This window comes from Streptomyces sp. GC420 (genome assembly GCF_009916105.1).
Lineage (GTDB): Bacteria > Actinomycetota > Actinomycetes > Streptomycetales > Streptomycetaceae > Streptomyces.
This window is the reverse complement of sequence record NZ_JAAAXQ010000181.1, coordinates 1-15,928: the sequence shown is the minus strand read 5'-3', so window position 1 is coordinate 15,928 and position 15,928 is coordinate 1. Positions and strand designations below refer to the sequence as shown.

Genomic DNA, 15,928 nt, shown 5'->3' with positions numbered 1-15,928 from the left:
GGTGGGGACTGTGGTGCGTGCCGCGCGGCTGGGGGGCTGCGCGGCGTGGTCGCCACGGGGCGCGGCGCCACCGGTCGTCCTGCGGGTCACGGCGTCTCGGCGGTCCGGTCCTCGACGAGCCGGGCGAAGTCCTGCTCGTTGCGTTCCGCCCGGCGCACGTACAGCCAGGCCAGCACCACCAGCGGCGGGTAGACGGCGAACCCGAGGAGCACCCAGACGAGCATCCGGTTCTGCGGCATCGCGGCGAAGACCAGCGGCAGCGGGCCGACGAACAGGGCGAGTGCGGCGAAGGTGAGCAGCCCCGTCCGCAACTGGCTGCGCATCAGCGAGCGCACATAGGTGTGCCCCAGGGTCGTCTGCTCGTCGATCTCGGTGCGGGGACGGTACCGGGACGGCCTGCGCGGCTGCCGGGACACCCCGGTGACGACCTCCCTGCGGGGCGGCGGCTCCTGCGGCAATGAGCGCCACCCTTCAGTCATTGGTCCGGCGCATGAGCAGGTCCCGCAGTTCACGGGTGTGCCGGCGGCTCACCTGGAGTTCCGCGGAGCCGACGCGGACACTGGCGTTGCCGGCCGCGAGCCGCAGTTCACCGATGTGGCGGAGCGCCACGAGGTGGCGGCGATGGATGCGTACGAAGCCGCGGGAGCGCCAGCGGTCCTCGAGGGTGGACAGCGGTATGCGGACGAGATGGCTGCCCTCTGCGGTGTACAGCCGGGCATAGTCGCCCTGTGCCTCCACATGGGTGATGTCGTCCACGGCGATCATGCGCGTGACGCCGCCGAGTTCGACGGGTATGTGGTCGTCGGCGGTCTCCTCGACCGGTGCGGGCAGCGGAACCTGCGGGTCGCGGGCGGTTCTGGCCTGCTCGGCGACCCGGCGCACCGCCTCGGCGAGCCGTTCCCTGCGGACCGGCTTGAGGACGTAGTCGACGGCCTTGAGGTCGAAGGCCTGCACGGCGAAGCCCTCGTGGGCGGTGACGAAGACGATCTGCGGGGGCTTGGCGAAGCCGGCGAGCAGCCGCGCCATGTCCAGCCCGTTGAGTCCCGCCATGTGGATGTCGAGGAAGACGACGTCGATGCCCTCGTCGCCGTCCGGGCCGCTGTCCAGGGCGCGGCCGATCCTGCGCAGCGCCTCCGTGGCGTCCAGCGCGCCTTCCGCGCTCCGCACCCGGGGGTCGGCACGCAGCAGGTAGAGGAGTTCCTCGAGGGCTGGTTCCTCGTCGTCTACGGCGAGCACACGGAGCATGGTGGTGGAGTGTAGGTGCACATGGGGGGTCTGCACATATGTTGTACGGCGTGACGTCTCGGGGGTGTACGGCAGGGCTTGTTCGGTATACAGCGTCATGGCTCACCGGGTCGTTCGCGCAGGTCGTCCTCCGAGAGTAACGCGAGCAGCCACGGTGCCTCGGCGAACTCCACGTAGGCCGCCCCGCACCGGACGCAGCCGCGCAGATGCGCGGCCACCTGCCGGTCCTCCTCCGCGGACAGCGCACCCAGGACGTAGGCCCCGAGCATCAGCTCCACGTGGCCAGTGGGTGGTGGGAACTGCGGTTGGTCCTGTGCGGTCACCTGCTCCGTCCTTCCGCCACTTAGTGCACGGACGGAGACAGGTGCCGCGTTCAACCGACGAACGACCTTCGATTATTCGGGTGGATCAGTCGATGCCCTGAAGGATGTGAGGCTCCGCGAGGTCGTCCTCGTATCCGGCGAGCCTGATGGGCGCCGACCTGGCCCAGACCTCGAGGCTGCCCAGTTCAGCGGGCCCCGTCCTGCCGGCCGTCAGCTCGCCGTCGAGGCGGCTATGGTGCTCGTCGAGTGTGGTCTTCTCTGGTGTCACCGCGAACTCCTTATGTCGCGTAACCCCGGACGGGCCGGCGGCGGTGCTCCGCATGACGCCGGCCGCCCGGTGGGGCTGATTGCACAGGCGGTCCGGTCGCGGTGGCGCCGCTCTTCGCAGGGGGTCCGGCCCAGGTCTGGGCGTGTCCCCGGGACAGGCGAGGGGCTTTGGTAGAACCCGAGCCGGCTGTCCGTTGCTGACAGAGTACCCACATGAGCGGCCCCGCGCTCGATGGGGCGAAGAACTTGTCGTTACTGTCACATTCGCCCGCTGTTACCGCACTGTCTTCGCGCACCTTCATCCGGTCCTGATCTGCTCGGCCGCATGAATTCGCCGCGCAGCGTCGAAGAGCTGATGTCACTGCTGTACACGAGCCACGATGCGCCGGACCGGCAGAGGAACGCTGAAGGAACGGTGGAGCCGGGCTCGGGCCGGCACGTCCCCGTGACGCTCCGGGCACGGGAGGCGACCCCACGCGCACTGCGGACCGCACATCTGCTGCGCCGCTCCCGCCCGGCCGACAAGGAGCTCCAGATCGCCGGACTGCTCCGGGCGATCGTCCCGCCGCCGGAGGGCGCGGCACTCGGAGAGCTGCTCGGGGAGCGGGTCGCCGCCCTGGTGCGGCTGACGGGAGAGGACGCTCAGCTGCTGCGCGAGGCCGAGGAGGAGAGCGGAGGGCTGGAGCTGGACGCCGGAGTGCTCGAGGACTGGCGACCGGTCCTCGAACTGGTGGCGGCCGCGCACCGCGCACCGGCGGATCACTGAGGCCCGCCGCCCGTACGGGCTCCGTCCGGAGGGGCACCGCGCCGCCGGGCACCCGCCCGCGGGATACCGCTCCCTCCGGACGCGGTCTCACCAGTTGCCGGGCTCGTAGTCCTTCAGGAAGCAGCCGTAGAGATCCTCGCCGGCCTCGCCGCGCACGATCGGGTCGTATACGCGGGCCGCGCCGTCGACGAGGTCGAGCGGTGCGTGGAACCCCGCCTCGGCCAGGCGCATCTTGTCGGGGTGCGGCCGTTCGTCAGTGATCCAGCCGGTGTCGACGGCCGTCATCAGGATGCCGTCCGACTCGAACATTTCCTGGGCGCTGGTGCGGGTCAGCATGTTCAGCGCGGCCTTGGCCATATTGGTGTGCGGGTGGCCGGCACCCTTGTAGCCGCGGCCGAAGACGCCCTCCATGGCGGAGACGTTCACGACGTACTTGCGCCGCGCGGCGGCCGCCGCCATCACCGGACGGAGCCTGCTGATCAGGATGAAGGGCGCCGTGGAGTTGCACAGCTGCACTTCGAGCAGCTCGACCGGCTCGACCTCCGAGACCGTCTGGACCCAGCTGTTGGTCGGATCCAGGTCGGGCACGAGACCGCCCGCGTCGATGGCGGTGCCGGCCTCGATGCGGGCGAGGGAGGCCGAGCCGGTGACGAGGGCCAGCTCGGTCACGTCGCGGGCCGAGAGGCCGTTGTTCCGCGGGGAGGGCAGGGCAGCGACCGCTCCGCTGCCGAAGGTGCCGATCACCTCGGCGGTGGGCAGCTCGCCCGCGGGCAGCGGCGCCGACTCTGCGGCCACCAGCTCGCTGTAGGCCGTGGGTGAACGGCGTACGGTCTGCGCCGCGTTGTTGATCAGGATGTCCAGCGGGCCCTCGGCAGCGACCGAGTCGGCGAGCGCGACGACCTGCGCCGGGTCCCGCAGGTCGATGCCGACGATCTTCAGCCGGTGGATCCACTCGCCGCTGTCCGGCATCGCCTTGAAACGGCGGATCGCGTCGTTGGGGAAACGTGTGGTGATCGTCGTGTGGGCGCCGTCGCGCAGCAGCCGCAGCGCGATGTACATGCCGATCTTCGCCCGGCCGCCGGTGAGCAGCGCGCGCCGGCCGGTCAGGTCCGTACGGGCGTCCCTGCGGGCCCGGTTCTCCGTCGCGCACTTCTGGCACAGCTGGTGGTAGAAGGCGTCGACCTCGACGTACCGGGACTTGCAGATGTAGCAGGACCTCGGGCGCTGCAGGATGCCTGCGATCTCGCCGCCCGCGGACGAGGAGGGCAGCAGTCCCTGCGTCTCGTCGTCGATGCGCTCGGCGGAGCCGGTGGCGGTGGCCTCGGTGACCGCCCGGTCGTGGGCGGTCTTGGCCGCGCGGCGCTCCTGGCGGCGGCGCTGCTTCACGGTCCGGTACACGCCCGCGGTGGCCCTGCGGACCGTGATCGCATCGGGGTGGTCGATCTCCAGCCGGTCGAGCTCCTCGAGCACGCTCAGGCAGACAGCGAGGCGCTCCGGGTCGATGCCGGGGCCGAACTCCTGGTCCCCGGCGCCGGCCGCCGGCTCCACCCCGGTCCCCGTCCCGGGCTCCGCCCCGGACTCCGTCCCGGTCCCGGGTGCCGCCAGGTCCATGACCCGGTCCTGGCCGTCCTGTGTCACCGTCATCGCCGCCGCTGTCCTCGTATCGCTCGCATGCCGCACCTTCCGAATGCGGAACTCTACGTACGTACGGGCGAGCTGGACAAACGAGGTGACCGGGCGGACACGCGGCGTCAGGAAACGCGCTGCCCCTTGCCGAGGGCGATGATGCCGCTCCGTGAGACGGAATAGAGCTCGCGGTCGCGTCCGGGGTTGACGCCGATGGTCGCGCCGGGCGGCACGTCCACGTTCTTGTCGAGGATCGCGTTCCTGACGACGGCCCCGCGTCCGATCCTGACGTTGTCGTGGAGCACGGAGCCCTGGACGACGGCGCCCTCCTCCACGACCACCCCGGGCGAGAGCACCGAGCGGGAGACCTGTCCGCGGATCAGGCAGCCCGGGCTGATGATCGACTCGCCGGCGATGCCTCCCCCGTTGAACCGGGCGGGCGAGAGGTGGCTGCTGGGGTGCGTGTAGATGGGCCAGTCGCGGTTGTAGAGGTTGAAGGCGGGCTTCTCGGAGATCAGGTCCATGTGGGCGTCGTAGTACGCGTCGAGCGTGCCCACGTCGCGCCAGTACCCCTGGTCGCGGGCGGTCTCGCCGGGCACGTGGTTGTTCCCGAAGTCGTACAGCCGCGCCTCGCCGCGTTCGGAGAGCATCGGCAGGATCGAGCCGCCCATGTCGTGCGTGGAGTCGTCGTCGTCCGCGTCCTCGTGGAGGGCCTCGACCAGCGCCTTGGTCGTGAAGATGTAATTGCCCATCGAGGCGAAGACGTTACCGGGATCGTCCGCGAGTCCCGGCGGGTCGGTGGGCTTCTCCAGGAACCGTTCCACGGTCAGCCCGTCGGAGCCCGGGGTGATGACACCGAAGGACGAGGACTCCTCGCGCGGGACCCTGATCCCGGCGACGGTCACACCGGCGCCGCTGTCGATGTGCTGGGCGAGCATCTGGCGCGGATCCATGCGGTAGACGTGGTCGGCGCCGAAGACCGCGATGTAGTCGGGCTGCTCGTCGTACACGAGGTTGAGGGACTGCAGGATCGCGTCCGCGCTGCCGGAGAACCAGCGGGGGCCGAGGCGCTGCTGGGCGGGTACGGGCGTGACGTAGTTGCCCAGCAGGCTGGACATGCGCCAGGTCGTGGTGACGTGGCGGTCCAGGGAGTGCGACTTGTACTGCGTGAGCACGCAGATCCGCAGGATGCCGCCGTTGACCAGGTTGGACAGTACGAAGTCCACCAGCCGGTACGTCCCGCCGAACACGACCGCCGGCTTGGCGCGGTCGGCCGTCAGCGGCATCAGCCGCTTGCCCTCTCCGCCCGCCAGTACGATCCCCAGCACAGAAGGTCCACCGCGCATAGCCGCCCCTTTCCCGAACGTCTGCGGCCTTTCGCCGCCGGTCCCGCCTCGAGCCCTGCCTACCCTGCCCTGCCCGACGGCTTCCGCCTGTTACGGGTGCCGTCGTCCGCCTGTTACGGGCGCCCCGGTTCGAGGACGCTCTCGTACACCTCGACGGTCCGCCGTGCGACGGCGTTCCAGCCGAACTCACCGACGGCACGCCGCCGCCCCGCCGCGCCCATCCGGGCCGCCGTCGCCGGCTCCGCGACGAGCCGGTTCATCGCCGCCGCGAGCCCTGCCTCGAAGGCGGCCGGATCCGATTCCCGGTAGGGGACGAGCAGGCCGCCGACGCCGTCCTCGACGACCTCGGGGATGCCGCCGACCGCGGAGGCGACCACCGGAGTGCCGCAGGCCATGGCCTCCAGGTTGACGATGCCGAGAGGCTCGTAGACGGAGGGGCACACGAAGAGCGCGGCGTGCGTGAGAAGTTGTACGACATCGGGGCGGGGCAGCATCTCGCGGATCCAGAACACCCCTGTGCGGTCGCGGCCGAGTTCACCGACCAGTTCCTCGAATTCCCGGCCGATCTCGGGGGTGTCCGGAGCGCCGGCGCAGAGCACGAGCTGGGCGGAGGGGTCCAGGGAGCGGGCGGCCCGCAGCAGGTGGGGCACGCCCTTCTGGCGGGTGATCCGGCCGACGAAGAGCACGTAGGGACGGTCCTGGTCGACGCCGAGACGCTCCAGGACGTCCCGGCCGGGCTGGGGGCGGTACAGCAGGGTGTCGATGCCGTTGTGGACGACGTGTACACGGTCGGGGTCGAGGGCCGGGTAGCAGCGCAGGACGTCGTCGCGCATGGAGCCGGAGACGGCGACGACGGCGTCGGCGGCCTCGACCGCGGTGCGCTCGGCCCAGCTCGACAGCGCGTATCCGCCGCCGAGCTGCTCGGCCTTCCAGGGCCGCAGCGGCTCGAGGGAGTGCGCGGTCATCACGTGCGGTACGCCGTACAGGAGTTTGGCGAGGTGGCCCGCGAGATTTGCGTACCAGGTGTGGGAGTGCACGAGGTCGCGGCCTTCGAGGGCCGCGGTCATCGACAGGTCGGCGGAGAAGGTGCGCAGGGCGTCGTTGGCACCGTCGAGGGAGGGGGCGGGGCGGTGGCGCAGCACGCCGTCCTCGGTGCCGGGGGCGCCGGGCGCGTCCGGGGCGGCCCCGGCCCAGCAGTGCACCTCCAGGTCGGTGAGCCGCCTCAGTTCCCGGGCGAGGAACTCCACGTGCACGCCGGCGCCGCCGTAGACATCCGGTGGGTACTCCCGGGTGATGAGCCCGACCTTCATGCGGTCCCCGTTCCTCGTGCGCCCGACGATGGTCACTTACATACCCAGCGGGCGGAAGACCCCATCCGCATCCCGCGCCGGATCTTCCGATGGCCGCACGGCAGGGTGAGGAAAGGTTCCGCCGGGTGGCGCGGCCCCCGGGGCCGGAGACCGGGCGTCGCCGGTGGCGGGGGCGGTTCCCTCGGGTGGCGGAGACGGTTCCCGCGGGAACCCCTAGGGGATATGCATGATCGCCGCCCCGCCTGCGTACGGCACACCCGCCCGGAGGGGGACTTCCGGAGGAGGCCCGTACTACTACGGCAGTAGACGCGAATGCCTGCTCAAGGACGACGACGCGGACGGGCTCGCACGCCATCGTAGATGGTATGGACTACGACGTATCGTCACGGGCGGACGCAAGGGGCACGAAATGAGTGCCCTCGCGCTCTCCGTGCTGCTCTCGCTGATCTCCGCGGTCGCCTACGCGGCCGGGGCGATCGTGCAGGAGCGGGTGGCGACGACCACGCCCGACGGCTCCTGCGCGCCCTTCCGGCGCGGGGGCTGGTGGACGGCGGTGGCACTGAACGGCACCGGCGCGGTGCTGCACGTCGTGGCTCTCGCCTACGGCCCGCTCAGCCTGGTGCAGCCGCTGGGCGCGCTGACCATAGTCTTCGCCCTCCCGATGGCCGCTCTCTTCGTGCGCCGCCGCGCGGGTGCCACCGCGTGGCGCGGCGCGATCATGGCGACGGCGGGTCTGGCCGGACTGCTGTCACTGATCGGCGGCGCCGGCACGGCGACGCCGGGCGACGCGGAGCGCACGGTGCTGGCGCTGGTCACCTTCGGTGCGTGCGCCGTGCTGCTGCTCGCGGCGCGGCGCGCGCACCGGCCGGTGACCCGCAGCGTGATCCTCGCGGGTGCGGCCGGTATCGCCTTCGGGGTCGCGTCCGTCTTCACCAAGATGGTCGCCGAGGACTGGGACCCGGCGGCGCCCCTCGCCGAGGTGCCCAGCCTCCTGGTCGTCGCGGCGACAGGTCTGGGCGGGCTGCTGATCTCCCAGGCCGCCTACCGGGGGGCGGGGCTGGCCGCGCCGCTCGCGGTGGTGACGGTCGTCAATCCGGTGGGCGCGGCAGTCGTCGGTACCGCCCTGTTCGGGGAGACCTTCCGGTTCGGCCTGACCGGCACGGTGCTGGCGCTGGGGAGCGGGATCGTCGCGGCGGGCGGCCTGGTGCTGCTGACCGTCGAGCGGACGGCACGGGGGGAGGAGGCCCGAGCGGCGGCCTCCCCGGCAGAGGTCCCCGTCCCGGCAAGGGTCCCCGTCCCGGCCACTGTCCCGGCGGTGGAGACGATCACGCGGGAGCACGGCCCCGACGGTGCCGCCTTGGCCGTGGGGCCCGGTTACCCCGTGTTCACCGCGGCCGCGGCCGGGCCGATACCGCGGCCGACCGCGCGGGTGCCCGTGCCGGCGCCGCCGGCGGAACAGGAGCCGTGCCCGGCGGGCCGGGCGGGCTGAGCGCGAACCCGGTCCGTCCGTGAGTTCGAGGCGGCGATCACTCTTTGGTGCCTGGCTGCGGCCCTTCCCTGAGGCGGGCGGCACCGCTGTCGAAGCCTCAGCGAGAAGCTGTGTCACATCCCATTCCGCTGGTCACAGCGTCATGAACCGCGAAATGACCGCTGCTTGCCGCATGGTTCACACAGATGAGCGGGCGTCCGACCGGCAGCGGGGTGACGAGTACTGTGGGACGCGTCTCCGGCCAGTCCGGTCGGAGGCGTAGCAGCAATGCTTGATCGGGGCACTCAGATCGTCAGCCCAGAGGGCACGGCGAACTGATCGAGCCGGGGTTGCCCAAGGGTGGTGCGCAGGCCCCACGGCGTGCTCGCCTCCCGCGTGTCTTGGTGAGGTCGTTGAGCGGGGGTGAGCCATGGCGGATGCGCACGTGGATGGAAGCGGCACCGATGGGGACGACGAGATCGGCCGGAGGGATCCGGACGACGTGAATTCCGGGCCGCACAAGGACGGCAACCACATCTCGGGCGGCCACTTCGGCAACGTCGTCATGGCGGGTGCGGTGCACGGCGACGTGAACTTCAATCACGGTGGCGGCGATACCTCGAGCGACTTGGCGGACCCGGTCATCGCCTCCGTCCGGCTGACGCCGGGCGGGACGCTCGCGGATCTGGTGGTGGACGCCGATCCGCCGAGGGTGATGGTGCCCAGCGGCACAGTCCACATCATCACCCTGGAGGCCAGGACGAGCCGGGCGGTGGTCCTCCACGCTGCGCGGCCAGTCGTCCTGGCCCGTAGGCCGCCGCGCCCCGCCTGTCTCAGCGTCCGAATCGGGGCGAAGATCGAACCCCGCCGTTTCACGACCGACTTCGATGCCCAGCCGCCACGGCTGCAGGCCCAGGGCGCGGACTTCCCGTTCTCCATCAGTGCCACCGACGTGGAGCAGTTCTGGTTCGAGCCCATTGCCCGGGCACACGAGATCTCCTGGCAGTTGGAACTCGACTGGACCTGCGCGGGCCGCCGCGGCACCACGGTCATCAACAACAACGGAGAGCCGTTCGAGGTGTATCCCGTGGCCGCGCTCTACGACGGCCGTGAGTACTCGGCTCTGAACTCGGGCTGCGGGTTGTTCCACGAACGGGGCTGCCCGTCCCTCCTTCTCGAAGAGTCGGGGGCACCCACATCCCTGTGGGATTCCGCTTCCTCCTCGCTTCCGTCCTATCCTGCGCCCGCCTCGCTCGGCGGGCCGTTGGCCACCGACGCCACGACCGCGCCGCCGAGCCGTCCCGAGGACGATGGCCTGGAGGATCTCAGACGTCGCGCCCTCGCCTTGGACACCGGGCTCTTGGTCAGCGACCCCGAGCTTCCGGCCTCCTGGCCCGAGTACCGCACGCTCGCCTCGCTCGTCCGGATCCTCTTCAACCGCCCGGACTTCCGCAGTCACGAGCCGGAGGCGTTCCGTGCACTGCTCATCCGCGTGTTGCGCTACCTGTACGTGTCCGGCCAGTACCAGCCCGGCGCGGCCATCGGTCGCACGGCCCACTCGGACTGGACCAGGGCGCTTGGCGAGGACCACCCGGACACGCTGGCCGTGGCAAACAGGCTCGCCGGGTGCCTGGTCGGCCTCAGGAAATACGGGGAGGCGCGGGACCTGTTCGCGGACCTCCTGCCCCGGTGCGGGCGGACGCTGGGGGAGGACCACCCCCAGACCCTGAAAGTCGCGGGCAACCTTTGTGCGTGCCTCACCGCGCTCGGCGAGCATCAGGAGGCCCGGGAACAGTGCGAGGACGTCCTGCGACGGAGCCGGGAGGCGCTCGGCCCCGACAATCCCGACACACTGCGCGCGGCCTCCAATCTCATGGGCATCCTCCAGCGTCTCGACAACCATCAGGCTGCGCGGGCCGTCGCGGAGGACACGCTGCCGCGATACCGGCGAACGCTGGGCGACGATCATCCCGACACGCTGTACGCGGCAAGAGCCCTCGTCGCCATCTTCCGCGAGTTGGGAGAAGACGATCGCGCGGAGTCCCTGGAAAAGGATCTACGCCTGACTCCTGGGTAGGGTCGGGGGCTTGGAAATGAGAAGCGCGGCCGCCGCGTCGGTCCCCGACCCACTGGGCATGCGGGGCGCGGTCCGGCTCACACCGTCAAGGCGCCGACCGAGGCCGCCACCGCGATGCCGGTCAGTCCTGCGGCGGTGAGCCTGTGCCGGGGGCGGACGAAGGGGCATGCGTGGTGAAGGTGAGCCCGGAGAAGTTCCCGCCCAGCACAGTTGGCCCGTGAAAACTGCCGCCGCTGATCACGTTGTTCACCCCGCCGTCGCCGACGCGCACCAACTTCGCCTGCTCATGCCACTGCTCCAGACTGGAGTGGAAGCCGCTGTCGATTGCGGCCCGCACCGCCAGGGCAGTACTCAGGGCCTGCGCCCGCAATTGATCGGTGGGTGACTCCTCCAACCGGCTCAGCTCTGCCTCCCCCGAACTCGTCGCCGAGCCGTCCGAGGCATCCTCACTGCGCTGGAACGGGCGCCGCACCAGTGCACTCAGCACCGCCCATACCTGCCGCCCGGCCTCGCCACCGGCGCCACCCGCCAATGCCGTCAACAACCCCACAGATACAGGATCCACCGCATGCTCCCTGGGTTTGCACACTCATTTCCTGGCAGGAGAACACGCTACGAGAAGCGGCGGTTCTCTCGAGGGCCGATGAGCATCTGCCACCCCATTGGCCAACCGACCGGCACTTCGCGTCTCCCAGGACTCCGTGGGCCGTCGTCACTTCGCAAGGTGGCGGCGTGGGCGAGGGCGGGATGCCCCGACTGCGGCTGGTGGCAGCAGCTCCGGCGGTACCCGGCTCCACATGCCTGCCCGGGGCATGCCGGACGGCACGGGCGAGGAAGGCTTCGTCGCCGGGGCTCTCCCTTCCGCCGGCGGACACCGCATGCCGGCCGGCAACCGTGAATGTAGGCATCGATGCGGTCAGATACTGTCCTCATTGCGGGGAGCCCGTGGTGCGGGGCGTCGGCAGCGAGTGCCGCTCCGTACGACCGCCCGCCGGTGGCCGGCGGCCGGGCGCCGCGCCGGCGAACGGACGGCGCCCGCCTCTTCCGCGACAGTCCGACCAGTCGGTACGTTCGCTTGCAGACGCCGGGCCGACCGGTCCGGCGGAGCCGAACGCGTCAGGGGTGTCCCCATGCCCGAGCTGCACCAGGTCCAGGTCCACGGCCACTGCGATCCGCGGTTCTCCGCGGTGCGCACGGCCTTCGAGGAGAACTTCCGCCGACGCGGCGAGCTGGGCGCCGCGGTGACCGTACTCCTCGGTGGCGAAGCGGTGGTGGACCTGTGGGGCGGATGGGCCGACCGGGGCCGGACCAGGCCCTGGGAGCGGGACACCGTGGTCAACGTCTGGTCGACGACGAAGGGACCGACGGCGCTGTGCGCGCATCTCCTCTCCGACCGCGGCCTGCTCGACCTGGACGCCCCGGTCGCCGAGTACTGGCCGGAGTTCGCCGCAGCCGGCAAGGAGAACGTCCTGGTCCGGCAGTTGCTGTCGCACCGCGCGGGCCTGGCGGGGCTCCGCGAGCCGCACACGGCCGCCGAGCTGTACGACTGGAAGCTCACCACGGACCGGCTCGCCGCCACGGAGCCCTGGTGGGAGCCCGGCACGGTCTCCGGATACCACGCGATCACCTACGGCTTCCTGGTCGGCGAGGTGATCCGGCGGGTCTCAGGGCGGATGCCCGCGGCCTTCCTGCGTGAGGAGATCACCGGACCGTTCGGCATCGACTTCGGCCTCGGCCTGCCGGAGCACGAGGCGGGCCGCGCGGCCGAGTTGGTGCACGCACCGGTCGCCGACCCCAGCGAGCGGGTGACGCTGTCCGCCGCGCTGCCGCCGGTCGCCCTCGCCGCACTGGCCAACCCCGGCGTGGCGGCCAGGGACGCCAACTCCCCCGAGTGGCGGGCAGCCGATCTGCCCGCGGTCAACGGGCACGGCACGGCCCGCGCGGTGGCGGAGCTGTACGGCCTGTTCGCCGACGGGAGGCTGCTCTCCCCCGCCGCGTCCGAGCGGGTCCGCGAGGGCGAGGGCCCCTGCCGCGACCTGGTACTCGGCCCCGCTCTCGGCGCGGACATGGAAGTCGCGCTCGGGGTGTGGCTGAGCGGCCCCCGAGGCTCGTACGGTCCCAACCCGCGGGCCTACGGCCACGACGGCTTCGGCGGGTCCTGCGGGCTCACCGACCCGGAGGCGGGCATCGCCATGGGGTACGTCATGAACAGCATGGGTCCGCGCGTCGCCGACGACCCGCGCAAGATGGCGCTGGTCGAGGCGGTCTACAGCGCGCTGTAGACCGCCTCCGCGAAGGCGCGCGGGCGGCGCGGGGTGCGTCAGATGCGGACGCCGTGGGCCCTGAGGTACGCCAGCGGGTCGATGTCGCTGCCGTATCCGGGGCCGGTGCGCACCTCGAAGTGGAGGTGCGGCCCCGTGCTGTTGCCCGTGGAGCCTGAACGGCCTATCTGCTGGCCCGCGTTGACCTTCTGGCCACCCCGCACGGTGAGCGAGGACAGATGGGCGTACTGGCTGTACCTGCCGTCGCCGTGCCGGATCACGACCTGGTAGCCGTAGGCGTCGGCCCAGCCCGCCGAGACGACCTGGCCGGCGCCGACCGCCTTCACCGACGTGCCGGTGGGGACGGGGAAGTCGACGCCGGTGTGGTAGCCGCTGGACCAGGAGGAACCCGCCTTGCGGTACGGCGTGCTCGGCCCGGCGGCGACCGGCGCCGTCATCGTGGTCGAGGTGGCGCGCTCGGTCGTCGCAGGCTTGCTCGCGGGCTTCGTCCGGGGCTTGGCCTGGGGCTCAGTCCGCGGCTTGGTCTTCGGCCTGGCCTTCTCCCCGGTTTTCGGCCCGGTGGCCGGCCGGGCCTTCGTCCCCGGCGCGGTCGCCGTGCCCTCACCGAGCACCAGCCGCTGGCCGGGCAGGATCAGGTCGGGGTCGTCGCCGATGACTGACCGGTTCCCGGCGTAGAGGGCCTGCCAGCCACCCCTGACGTCCTCGGCCGCCGCGATACCGGACAGCGAGTCGCCGCGCGCGACCGTGTACCGCTCGCCGGCCGGGCGCTCCCCGGGCTTCTTCGTCTCCTGGTCCGCGTCGCGGGAGGCGGCTGGGGTCGCCGTCTTCCGGGTCCCCTCGCGGCTCGCCCGGTCGTCCCGGGTGCCGTCGGGCCTGATGTCCGGGGCGTCGCCGCCCCGGGCGAGTCCCGCGCGGACCGAGCAGACCGGCCAGGCCGTCGGCCCCTGCCCGTCGAGGACTCTCTCCGCCACCGCGATCTGCTGGTCCTTGGCGGCGAGATCCGCACGGGCGGCGTAGGCCGTTCCGCCGTACGCCTCCCAGGTGCTCTGCTTGAACTGGAGCCCGCCGTAGTAGCCGTTGCCGGTGTTGATGTCCCAGTCGTTGCCCGACTCGCAGGCCGCCACCTTCTCCCAGACATCCACCGGCGCGGCGCCCGCCGACTGTGCCGCGATCAGCGGCAGCGCCATCCCGGCACCGCTCGCGGTGACGGTCAGTGATGCGCGGTTTAACCGGCTCGGCTGGTACTTGCGGTGCCGTCCCCGTACGCCCACGGGATTCCCCCTTACGACGCGTAATCAGCCGACAACGTAGACGCTGGATCCGGAATATGACAAGGGGGTCCACGGGGCGCACGGGGCGCATGCGCGCCGGCCTCGGACAACGGCCGGTGAAGGCGTTGGATCTTTCGTGTACCTCCGTGCGGGGAATCTTCTGCCGTCCCGGACACTTGGCGACAGACTGAGAGCCGCCGGCCGAGTTCCGTTCCGGCGGTCCGCCGAATTTCCAGGAGCATGAGGATGAGCAGTTCAGCGCAGTCGGCCCGGATCGGGGTCACCGGACTCGCGGTCATGGGGCGCAATCTCGCCCGCAACTTCGCGCGCAACGGGTTCACCGTCGCGGTGCACAACCGCACCGTCGCCAAGACGCGTGCGCTTGTGGAGGAGTTCGGCGACGAGGGCACCTTCGTGCCCGCCGAGACGGCGAAGGAGTTCGTCGACGCGCTGGAGCGCCCGCGGCGGCTCGTCATCATGGTGAAGGCCGGTGAGCCGACCGATGCCGTCATCGAGGAGTTCGCGCCGCTGCTGGAGCCGGGCGACGTCATCATCGACGGCGGCAACGCGCACTTCGCGGACACCCGGCGCCGGGAGAAGGAGCTGCGTGAGAAGGGCATCCACTTCGTCGGCGTCGGCATCTCCGGCGGCGAGGAGGGCGCACTGCTCGGGCCGAGCATCATGCCGGGCGGCTCCGCGGAGTCGTACGAGTCGCTGGGGCCGCTGCTGGAGAAGATCTCCGCGAAGGCCGCGGACGGCAGCCCCTGCACCACCCACATCGGCCCGGACGGCGCCGGGCACTTCGTGAAGATGGTGCACAACGGCATCGAGTACGCCGACATGCAGCTGATCGCCGAGGCCTACCACCTGCTCCGCGCGGTGGCGGGCTACAGCCCGGAGAAGATCGCGGAGACCTTCCGCACCTGGAACACCGGGCGGCTCGACTCGTACCTGATCGAGATCACGGCGGAGGTGCTGGCCCACAAGGACGCGGCGACCGGGAAGCCGTTCGTCGACATCGTCCAGGACCGCGCCGAGCAGAAGGGCACCGGCCGCTGGACGGTGCAGATCGCGCTGGACCTCGGTGTTCCGGTCTCCGGGATCGCGGAGGCGGTCTTCGCGCGTTCGCTGTCGGGGCACGCCGGACTGCGTGAGGCGTCGAAGGGCCTGGCCGGGCCGGCGGCCTCGCCGCTCGGCGAGAAGGAGGCGGAGGCCTTCGCGGCCCAGGTGGAGCAGGCGCTGTACGCGTCGAAGATCGTGTCCTACACGCAGGGCTTCCACCAGATCCAGGCGGGCAGCGAGGCCTACGGCTGGGACATCGACCCGGGCGCGGTCGCGTCGATCTGGCGGGGCGGCTGCATCATCCGCGCGGCGTTCCTCGACCGGATCCGCGCGGCGTTCGACGCCCGCGCCGACCTTCCGAGCCTGCTGTCGGACGAGCAGTTCGCGCGGGAGATCGAGGGAGCGCAGGACGACTGGCGCGCGGTGCTCGTCGCGGCCGTCCAGCAGGGCGTTCCCACCCCCGGTTTCTCCGCCGCGCTGGCGTACTACGACGCGCTGCGCGCCGACCGGCTCCCGGCGGCCCTGACGCAGGGCCAGCGCGACTTCTTCGGCGCGCACACCTACCGGCGCACGGACCGCGAGGGTTCGTTCCACACGCTCTGGGGCGGGGACCGCTCCGAGGTCGAGGCGTAGCCCCTCCCGGTCCTCCCGCCCCGCGGCCGGTCAGTCCTTCCCGGCGCGTCGTACACCCGCGGCGGGCCCGGTTCTTCCGGGCCCGCCGCGGGTGTTTCAGTACCTTTCAGTGCCGCGGGCCGTCGGGCGGTCCGCCGGGCGCGGGGTGCCCGGCGGACGTGCCGGACCCGGGCGGCCGGCGCAAGGGCCCCGGGAACGGGTCGGGATCGGGCACCGGGTCGGGACCCGGGGGCCTCGGAATCGGGGCGGGGG

At 71.6% G+C, this 15,928-nt stretch carries 14 protein-coding genes; 5 read left to right on the top strand and 9 right to left on the bottom strand.

The window, feature by feature from the left end; translation table 11 throughout:
• Positions 1-86: 86 nt before the first annotated feature.
• The 4 genes from GUY61_RS21780 to GUY61_RS21765 form a co-directional block, all read right to left on the bottom strand.
• A complete protein-coding gene (locus tag GUY61_RS21780) occupies positions 87-458 on the bottom strand; it encodes a DUF898 domain-containing protein (protein ID WP_166631901.1) in 372 nt (123 codons plus the stop codon).
• A gap of 13 nt (positions 459-471) precedes the next feature.
• Complete coding sequence (locus tag GUY61_RS21775; protein WP_166631906.1) at positions 472-1,245, bottom strand: LytTR family DNA-binding domain-containing protein; 774 nt, start codon at positions 1,243-1,245, stop codon at positions 472-474.
• A gap of 95 nt (positions 1,246-1,340) precedes the next feature.
• Complete coding sequence (locus tag GUY61_RS21770) at positions 1,341-1,568, bottom strand: zf-HC2 domain-containing protein (protein ID WP_398956399.1); 228 nt, start codon at positions 1,566-1,568, stop codon at positions 1,341-1,343.
• Between the two features lie 85 nt (positions 1,569-1,653).
• Positions 1,654-1,836, bottom strand: coding sequence for a hypothetical protein (locus GUY61_RS21765; protein ID WP_166631900.1), 183 nt, complete (start codon positions 1,834-1,836; stop codon positions 1,654-1,656).
• A 324-nt stretch (positions 1,837-2,160) separates the two neighbouring features.
• Here GUY61_RS21765 and GUY61_RS39235 point away from each other — a divergent pair, with 324 nt between their 5' ends.
• The gene (locus tag GUY61_RS39235; protein ID WP_243766644.1) at positions 2,161-2,601 is read left to right on the top strand and encodes a hypothetical protein; all 441 of its coding nucleotides are present in this window, start codon (positions 2,161-2,163) and stop codon (positions 2,599-2,601) included.
• Between the two features lie 87 nt (positions 2,602-2,688).
• Here GUY61_RS39235 and GUY61_RS21755 read toward each other — a convergent pair whose 3' ends face one another.
• The 3 genes from GUY61_RS21755 to glgA all read right to left on the bottom strand — a co-directional run bounded on the left by GUY61_RS21755 (position 2,689) and on the right by glgA (position 6,883).
• Positions 2,689-4,245: an SDR family NAD(P)-dependent oxidoreductase gene (locus tag GUY61_RS21755; protein WP_208106289.1), complete on the bottom strand. Its 1,557-nt coding sequence runs from the start codon at positions 4,243-4,245 to the stop codon at positions 2,689-2,691.
• Between the two features lie 107 nt (positions 4,246-4,352).
• Positions 4,353-5,573, bottom strand: a complete 1,221-nt coding sequence (gene glgC / locus GUY61_RS21750; RefSeq protein ID WP_166631899.1) for a glucose-1-phosphate adenylyltransferase — start codon at positions 5,571-5,573, stop codon at positions 4,353-4,355.
• Between the two features lie 113 nt (positions 5,574-5,686).
• Positions 5,687-6,883 (bottom strand): glycogen synthase, encoded by a 1,197-nt coding sequence (gene glgA, locus GUY61_RS21745; RefSeq protein WP_166631898.1) that lies wholly within the window; start codon positions 6,881-6,883, stop codon positions 5,687-5,689.
• 409 nt (positions 6,884-7,292) lie between these two features.
• Between glgA and GUY61_RS21740 the strand changes: the two genes are divergently transcribed.
• Complete coding sequence (locus GUY61_RS21740) at positions 7,293-8,372, top strand: DMT family transporter (protein ID WP_208106288.1); 1,080 nt, start codon at positions 7,293-7,295, stop codon at positions 8,370-8,372.
• A gap of 409 nt (positions 8,373-8,781) precedes the next feature.
• Complete coding sequence (locus tag GUY61_RS21735) at positions 8,782-10,428, top strand: tetratricopeptide repeat protein (protein WP_243766643.1); 1,647 nt, start codon at positions 8,782-8,784, stop codon at positions 10,426-10,428.
• Positions 10,429-10,549: 121 nt separating this feature from the next.
• On the opposite strand, the gene GUY61_RS21730 is transcribed toward GUY61_RS21735, so the two are convergent.
• Positions 10,550-10,978: a hypothetical protein gene (locus GUY61_RS21730; RefSeq protein ID WP_313896784.1), complete on the bottom strand. Its 429-nt coding sequence runs from the start codon at positions 10,976-10,978 to the stop codon at positions 10,550-10,552.
• A 580-nt stretch (positions 10,979-11,558) separates the two neighbouring features.
• On the opposite strand from GUY61_RS21730, the gene GUY61_RS21725 reads away from it, so the two are divergent.
• A complete protein-coding gene (locus tag GUY61_RS21725) occupies positions 11,559-12,710 on the top strand; it encodes a serine hydrolase domain-containing protein (RefSeq protein ID WP_166631895.1) in 1,152 nt (383 codons plus the stop codon).
• Between the two features lie 38 nt (positions 12,711-12,748).
• Here the strand turns inward: GUY61_RS21725 and GUY61_RS21720 are convergent, their stop codons facing one another.
• The gene (locus GUY61_RS21720) at positions 12,749-13,981 is read right to left on the bottom strand and encodes a transglycosylase family protein (RefSeq protein WP_313896783.1); all 1,233 of its coding nucleotides are present in this window, start codon (positions 13,979-13,981) and stop codon (positions 12,749-12,751) included.
• Between the two features lie 246 nt (positions 13,982-14,227).
• Here GUY61_RS21720 and gndA point away from each other — a divergent pair, with 246 nt between their 5' ends.
• Positions 14,228-15,676, top strand: coding sequence for an NADP-dependent phosphogluconate dehydrogenase (gndA, locus tag GUY61_RS21715; protein ID WP_166631893.1), 1,449 nt, complete (start codon positions 14,228-14,230; stop codon positions 15,674-15,676).
• The last annotated feature ends 252 nt before the right edge of the window (positions 15,677-15,928 follow it).